This is a genomic window from Deltaproteobacteria bacterium (assembly GCA_019308905.1).
Lineage (GTDB): Bacteria > Desulfobacterota > BSN033 > WVXP01 > WVXP01 > JAFDHF01.
This window is the reverse complement of sequence record JAFDHF010000115.1, coordinates 1-6483: the sequence shown is the minus strand read 5'-3', so window position 1 is coordinate 6483 and position 6483 is coordinate 1. Positions and strand designations below refer to the sequence as shown.

At 57.4% G+C, this 6483-nt stretch carries 8 protein-coding genes; 4 read left to right on the top strand and 4 right to left on the bottom strand.

Going from position 1 to position 6483, the window contains the following annotated elements; all coding sequences use genetic code 11:
- Nucleotides 1–272 precede the first annotated feature (272 nt).
- From JRJ26_20085 to JRJ26_20070, 4 genes are read left to right on the top strand one after another with little or no spacing between them, the layout of a single operon-like run.
- Nucleotides 273–1376 (top strand): ABC transporter ATP-binding protein, encoded by a 1104-nt coding sequence (locus tag JRJ26_20085; protein ID MBW2059791.1) that lies wholly within the window; start codon nucleotides 273–275, stop codon nucleotides 1374–1376.
- Between the two features lie 26 nt (nucleotides 1377–1402).
- Nucleotides 1403–2473: an ABC transporter substrate-binding protein gene (locus JRJ26_20080; GenBank protein MBW2059790.1), complete on the top strand. Its 1071-nt coding sequence runs from the start codon at nucleotides 1403–1405 to the stop codon at nucleotides 2471–2473.
- 56 nt (nucleotides 2474–2529) lie between these two features.
- Nucleotides 2530–3402: an ABC transporter permease gene (locus tag JRJ26_20075; GenBank protein ID MBW2059789.1), complete on the top strand. Its 873-nt coding sequence runs from the start codon at nucleotides 2530–2532 to the stop codon at nucleotides 3400–3402.
- 1 nt (nucleotide 3403) lies between these two features.
- A complete protein-coding gene (locus JRJ26_20070; GenBank protein ID MBW2059788.1) occupies nucleotides 3404–4207 on the top strand; it encodes an ABC transporter permease in 804 nt (267 codons plus the stop codon).
- 218 nt (nucleotides 4208–4425) lie between these two features.
- Here the strand turns inward: JRJ26_20070 and JRJ26_20065 are convergent, their stop codons facing one another.
- The 4 genes from JRJ26_20065 to JRJ26_20050 form a co-directional block, all read right to left on the bottom strand.
- Nucleotides 4426–5421 carry a monomethylamine:corrinoid methyltransferase gene (locus JRJ26_20065; protein ID MBW2059787.1) on the bottom strand — a complete coding sequence of 332 codons (996 nt, stop codon included), beginning with the start codon at nucleotides 5419–5421 and terminating at the stop codon, nucleotides 4426–4428.
- Between the two features lie 26 nt (nucleotides 5422–5447).
- Complete coding sequence (locus JRJ26_20060) at nucleotides 5448–5744, bottom strand: monomethylamine:corrinoid methyltransferase (protein MBW2059786.1); 297 nt, start codon at nucleotides 5742–5744, stop codon at nucleotides 5448–5450.
- Between the two features lie 66 nt (nucleotides 5745–5810).
- Nucleotides 5811–6128 carry a hypothetical protein gene (locus JRJ26_20055; protein ID MBW2059785.1) on the bottom strand — a complete coding sequence of 106 codons (318 nt, stop codon included), beginning with the start codon at nucleotides 6126–6128 and terminating at the stop codon, nucleotides 5811–5813.
- 137 nt (nucleotides 6129–6265) lie between these two features.
- Nucleotides 6266–6483: monomethylamine:corrinoid methyltransferase (locus JRJ26_20050; GenBank protein MBW2059784.1), on the bottom strand; the 218-nt coding region annotated here is incomplete at its 5' end.

Below are 6483 nucleotides of genomic sequence, written 5' to 3'. Positions count from 1 at the left end.
CACGAATCACGAACACGACCTTTCCCCTCCCCGCTCACCCTTGATGGGTACCCCACCGCTTCCGCAATGTCGCTCGGAGGCAAGGGTGTTCTCCAAAAGTCAGGAAACTCCACCCCCTCAAACCTTGACAACAACAGAGCCTCTGGTTAGAATAAACGGAATTTTGAGCCGCAATAGAGAAAGAGTTTTCTATAGAGAAACAAGGGGTTTGACCGATTTGAGAATGAGCCCGGGGTGTGGGGGGAATCATACACCCTCGGCTTGTGAGCACTATGATAACCGTCAAAGACGGAAAGGATTCAGAGGCCTATCTCGAACTCGAGGGCCTTTTCAAACATTACGGGTCTGTCCGAGCCGTGGATGGGGTCAGCCTCTCCATGGACCGGGGCGAATTCCTCACCCTCCTCGGCCCCTCAGGATCTGGGAAGACCACACTCTTGATGATGGTCGCGGGTTTTGTCATCCCAGACAAAGGGCGAGTCATTCTCGAGGGGCGGGAACTGACACAAGTCCCTCCGTACTCGCGGGGACTGGGCATGGTCTTTCAGAACTACGCCTTGTTTCCGCACATGACCGTTTTCGAAAACGTGGCCTTTGCCTTGAGGATGCGCAAGAGGCCATCCTCTGAGATCCGGCAGAGGGTTGATGAAGCTCTGGCCATGGTTCACCTGGAAGGCCTTGGAGGACGGCTCCCGTCTCAGTTGAGCGGGGGACAGCAGCAGCGCGTGAGCCTTGCCAGGGCCCTTGTCTATCGCCCCCATCTTCTCCTCATGGATGAACCTCTCGGTGCTCTCGACAAGAAACTCCGGGAAGCCATGCAGATCGAATTGAAGCATATCCAACAGCAGGTAGGAATCACCGTACTCTATGTCACCCACGATCAGGAGGAGGCTCTCACCCTCTCGGACCGGGTCGCCGTGATGAGAAACGGCCGATTGGAGCAGGTCGGCTCTGCTTACGAGCTATACGAAAACCCTGCAAGCCGATTCGTAGCCGATTTCATAGGAGAGACGAATTTTCTCGACGTTAGGGTGGAGTCGATAGAAGAGGATTCTATCATCGTGAGCAATCCCTCGATCCCCAGGATCCGTGTGCCCAAGGGTTCCGGCTTTGCAGTGGGCCAGGAGGCTCACCTTTCGATCCGCCCGGAGAAGATCACTTTCGTCAATGGATCGGACTCGGTCAATTCCACTGTCTCGGGTGTTGTCGAGGAAATCATCTACATGGGGGATATCACCAAGTACTATATCAAACTGGAAAAGGGAGGAGGCCTCATTCTCAAACAGCACAACCGTGAGGGAATCCGCCGCCCAGACAGGGGAGAAAAGGTCACGATAGGGTGGAATCCGATCAATAGTGTGGCACTCAAACCATGAAACAGTGAAGAAAGGAGGAGAGCTCGATGAAGAACAAGAAAGTCACCAGGAGATCGTTCTTGAAACAGGGGGCTGCGGCTGCGGGTGTTCTCGCCGCTTCCGGGCCGCTCGTACTCCTGCCTCGCAAGGGAGAGGCGGCGGCCGACAAGGGGCCTGTGGTCTTCTGTACCTATGGAGGACCCTATGGAGAGAACATGCAGAAATACGTGATCGACCCCTTTGTCAAGAAGACAGGCATCGAGGTCATCCGGACATCGACCCCGCGGTTTGCAAAAATCAAGGCCATGGTCGACACGGGAAACGTGGAGTGGGATGTGGTGGACGCCGAGGCCCGGGTCTATTTCCGGGGAATGAAGCTCAACCTGTTTACACCCCTCGACTGGGCCGTGATCGGGCACAAGAATGAACTGGTGCCGGGGGGAGTCGTCTCAGCAGGGGCGGCCAACGTCTTCTACCACATAGTCCTGGCCTGGCACAAGAGCAAGTACAGCAGGGAAACCGCTCCGAAGAGCTGGGCTGATTTCTTCAGGTTTTCGGGAAAACGGACTACCCGGAACGAGGCCTACGAAACCCTGGAGATCGCTCTGCTGGGTGACGGCGTGCCCAAGGAGAAGCTCTACCCTCTTGATGTGGAACGGGCCCTCAGGAAGCTCAGCACCGTCAAGAAGGACATAATCTTCTGGGCCAATACCAAAATGGCCCTCGACCTCATAGTCTCGAACGAGGTGGATTTCGGGGCAGTGACAGGCGGACCGATCCAGAAAACCATAGAGATGGGCGAACCCATAGACTTCACCTGGAATCAGGCCCTGGTGGGTAACGACTATCTGGTCATTCCTCGCGGGTCCAAGCAGGTGGGAGCCGCAATGAAGTTCATCAGCCACTGCATGGATCCCGAGGTCCAGGGCTCTTTCAGCACCCACTACTACATGGGGCCGAGCAACACGAAGGCCTTTGACTTCATGCCCAAGGGCCGCGAAGATGTTCTCTGTACGGGTCCCAAGGTCAGGCCTCTCACGGTCTTCAAGAACGCCAAGTACTGGGCAGACAACGAGGAGGCCGTGGAAAAACGCTTCGAAAAGTGGATGACCTCTTAAGAATGAATCCTCATAAGTCCTTGGAATCCCCCCCTTCCGGGAAAAACCGCGGTTTCATGCAACCCGCACGGATTCTTGGAGGGGGGTTCTACAGGCATCCCCAGGTATGTTACGCACTCCTCGCGGGCGCAGCCGGTCTCTTTGTGGCAGCCTTCTTCGGGTATCCCCTCTTCGGGATTCTCAAGTTGGCCATGTTCCACAAGGGGTTCACCACCAGCTACTTTCGCGAGATCTTTCAGGATCCCGAGGGCTACTATTTCAGAGTCTTCTTTACCACCTTCCGGGTGGCGGGCACGGTCACCCTCCTCACCCTGATTCTGGGATATCCCATGGCCGGCCTCCTGCTTCACGCCCGCGAGAAGTGGCAGAAGATCCTGATGATCTGTATCATCCTGCCCTTCTGGACATCCGTTCTGGTTAGGACCTATGCCTGGATGATCCTGCTCGGGCGGAGAGGGGTGGTAAATTTCCTGCTGATCGAATTGGGCCTGACGGACGGCCCCGTTCAGCTTCTGTTCAACACCACGGGGACGATTATCGGCATGACCCACATCATGCTGCCCTACATGATCTTTCCTCTCTACAGCGTCATGCGAAACATCGACCCCCGCCTCACGGCTGCAGCCTACACTCTGGGCGCAAGACCCTGGCAGACCTTCTTGCGGGTCTTCTTCCCTCTGAGCCTGCCAGGCGTCATGGGAGGTGGTCTCTTGGTCTTCATCATCTCCCTGGGATTCTTCATCACCCCCGCACTGATGGGCGGGCAGAAGGATCTGATGATCGCGGTGTTGATCGAACGGCGAGTCATGGAACTTCTACAGTGGGGTCTGAGTGCGGCTCTCAGCCTGGTACTTCTGGCCGCGACGTTGCTGCTGGTCATGATGGTGCAGAAGTTCATGAAGGTCGAGGCGCTTTTCGGAGGCCGCTAAGATGGAACGGAGACACTGGGCATGGTGGCTGCTTTACGGGTTCGGCGGACTCGTAGCCTTCTATCTGGTGCTGCCGTCCCTCATCATCATTCCCATGAGCTTCAGCGACTCTCTGTTGCTCAAGTTCCCACCGGGGAGGTTCTCCCTCCGCTGGTATCACTCCTTCTTCACTACACCTGCCTGGACAGGGTCGCTCTGGCTGAGCTTGAAGGTGGGCCTGGGAACCATGAGCGTGGCCACCCTGCTCGGGGTGACGGCTTCCGTGGGACTCGTAAGAGGCAGATTCCCGGGCAAGGGGGCTCTCCACGCCTTTCTGCTTTCACCCATGATCGTTCCTTTCGTGGTCACGGCCCTGGCGGTCTACTACTTTTACAGTTCGCTCAGGTTCGTGGGAAACCCTTGGGCACTTCTTCTCAGCCACATCTGCCTCGCCATACCGATAGTGGTCGTGATCGTCTCGGCAACTCTCCAGGATTTTGATCGAAGCCTGGAACAGGCGGCTCAGATCCTGGGCGCCACACCCCTGAAGAGCTTCCTCAAAATAACCCTGCCGATTATCCGGCCCGGGGTCATCACCGGGGCTCTCTTTGCCTTCATCATAAGCTTCGACGAGGTCGTAATCGCAGCCTTTATCGGCGGCTATCGGGCCGCCACTCTCCCAAAACGGATGTTCGAAAACGTCCGCGACGAGATGGATCCCACCATTGCCGCTATTTCCACAGTCCTTGTCCTCATAAGCGTCGCCCTCCTGCTCGCGTTGAGCTATGTGGGTAAGCGCAAGACAGGGAGCGTTCGGGAGACGTAGAGAGCGGCTTTCGTTCTTTCAAGGATTGCCGGTGCAGGATTCCCTGCTTCAGTCTGTAGGGGAAGACGGTTTGACAGCTCCCCCCCGCCTCGATCACGAAGCAGGGGGGTCGTGGGTTCGAAAGATTCTCGTTTCCATGACGAGTCGAACTGGTTCGTCAGAAACAAGCGCTCGAAGGATTTGAACAGTTCTGACATTCTCGGTAGAATCGACACGCCCTATGGTATGAGCCCAAAATCAAGCCCCAGGTCGCCGAGTACCTTCTTGCACCTATCCCAGAGTTCGATATACTCTCCCGTCGGCCTTACGCTCACCGGGTCGTAGCATGCGGTAAAGGGTTTGCCGATCGGGGCCTTGGGGATCTCCTTCTCATAGCGACCAAGAAGGGCCTTGACGATCCGGCCCGCGTCTTTCCGCGAGACCGACCCCCTGGCGGCCACGTGGCCGACCTCGGCATGGATCCTCGGCTCCATCCCACTGCAGTGGAGAGGCTGACGGTTTCTGGCCACGGCACAGGGATTCAAATGCCACCCCGAAACCGTGGACGCGACGGAATGTGCGGCCAGTTCCCACACGATCATCTCCGTGCAGGGACCCGAAGCCATGAAAGCATTTGCGAAGACCACAAGGTGCGTATTCCGCGCCAGGGCCTGCCCTGCAACCGACACGAGCCAGAGCATGTCTCGGGTCGTGTTGCAGACCTGATGTATATGAACCGGAAAGGCATTGTGGCGGTGGGCTCTAAAGGCGAGCACGCCGAGGATGTGATGCGCCACGAGCAACGCCGCCGTTGCCGCAGGGCCTCCCCCGTAGCCCCCCATGAGGGGCCCGTAGAGCCCGCCGATCACATACGGACTATGAATGAGAAAGGCGACCTTCTTGAGCCTTTCGTAATCGACCTTGAGCTCTGCGACCGCAGCCACGAACAGACCGTCTCCGGGGAGGGCACCGAGCTCCGGTCTCGCAGCAGCAATAGTGGCATCCGTCTTCTCGGCAACCGACATGAAATTGTGTATGGGAATCGTGGGCCTGCCGGCCCACCGGGCCGCTTCGCGCAGCTTGACCACATTCCATATCCCCGCCTCCACCTCCACCGGGGAACCCGAAGTCACCGCCATCCCCCTGTAGGTGGTGATCAGGGGGCCGGAAAACGTATCGGCCATCGGCTCCTGGGCATAGCTCTGGCAGACGGGCACAAAGAGTTCCTCGGTCACGGGCGTCCCGACAGCAGAGAAATTGACTATAGCGCCCTGTCAGGGGCGGCCTCCAGGGCTTCCATGATCTCGTCTCTGGTAAACCCGAGGACCTTCCCCGTATCCATACAGTAAATTCCGGTCTTTTCAAAAAGCTCCACCCCGGCTTCGAACATGCGGTCGGCAAGAGCATCGTCGGACGGGACAGGGTCCTCCGGGTCGTACTTGAGGTCGTAGTCCGACACGACCTTGGCAGCCACGGTTCCAACCAGACGGTCCCACTCGTCCGCAGCTACGGTTCTTCCTTGTTCAGCTCTTTCCACAATATCCCAGAATCTAATCATTTTACCCCTCCTTTGCTGGATCCACGGCCTCCTGGGGAACAGCGGGAAATGGAAAAAAACATTCTCCTATTCCTCCGGGACCTCTGCTGTTGGAAATTGCTCCTTCCGAATTCGATCGACACCATCGCACCATGGACAGGATCGATGTGCAATCCGAACCGAGCTGTTCGCAAGGCGACGGCCGCGCAATCCCTTCGATCTCCTCGCATTCTCGTTACTCTCGACGATTTCCTGGCTGGATTTCAACCCGGTAACCGCTGGAAAGTGGTTTTCCTCGAGAGTATCCATGCCGGGATCCTGGAGGAACGATCTTGGCCCCTCCACGGTAACCGTCGCGGGACGGGCCACGATACTCTCGACACCGGCCTTGAGGTCGGCTTCCATGAAGGACCTGTTGAGCCGAGCGGGGGTTCCCCGAGAAGATGCCCGCAGATCTACGCGGTCTTCGCAAACGATCCGTACCGTGCGGTATGGATAGTTTGCGAAGAAACACCCTCGAGACCTATCATCTTTCCCACTTTCTAATAGGGAAACTCGATACCCATCCCGGCCAGTTCGTCCTTTATCCGGCGGTACATGTCGAAATGCTCCTGGGTGGGCAGACCTTTGGGAACGTTGTAACACTCCTGGTACTCCTTGCCCATCGGGGCATCTGCCGCTCTGTCCTCGTATTTTGCCAGGAGCCTCAGGGCGATCTCATTGGCCTCCTCCCTGGTCATGCCCTGCCGGGCGACGGCAT

What these genes read in the sequence shown, in the direction of transcription:
- JRJ26_20085 (MBW2059791.1), top strand. Translation starts at nt 273, where the DNA reads ATGATAACCGTCAAAGACGGAAAGGATTCAGAGGCCTATCTCGAACTC.
- JRJ26_20080 (MBW2059790.1), top strand. Translation starts at nt 1,403, where the DNA reads ATGAAGAACAAGAAAGTCACCAGGAGATCGTTCTTGAAACAGGGGGCT.
- JRJ26_20075 (MBW2059789.1), top strand. Translation starts at nt 2,530, where the DNA reads ATGCAACCCGCACGGATTCTTGGAGGGGGGTTCTACAGGCATCCCCAG.
- JRJ26_20070 (MBW2059788.1), top strand. Translation starts at nt 3,404, where the DNA reads ATGGAACGGAGACACTGGGCATGGTGGCTGCTTTACGGGTTCGGCGGA.
- JRJ26_20060 (MBW2059786.1), bottom strand. Translation starts at nt 5,744, where the DNA reads ATGATTAGATTCTGGGATATTGTGGAAAGAGCTGAACAAGGAAGAACC.
- JRJ26_20055 (MBW2059785.1), bottom strand. Translation starts at nt 6,128, where the DNA reads ATGGAAGCCGACCTCAAGGCCGGTGTCGAGAGTATCGTGGCCCGTCCC.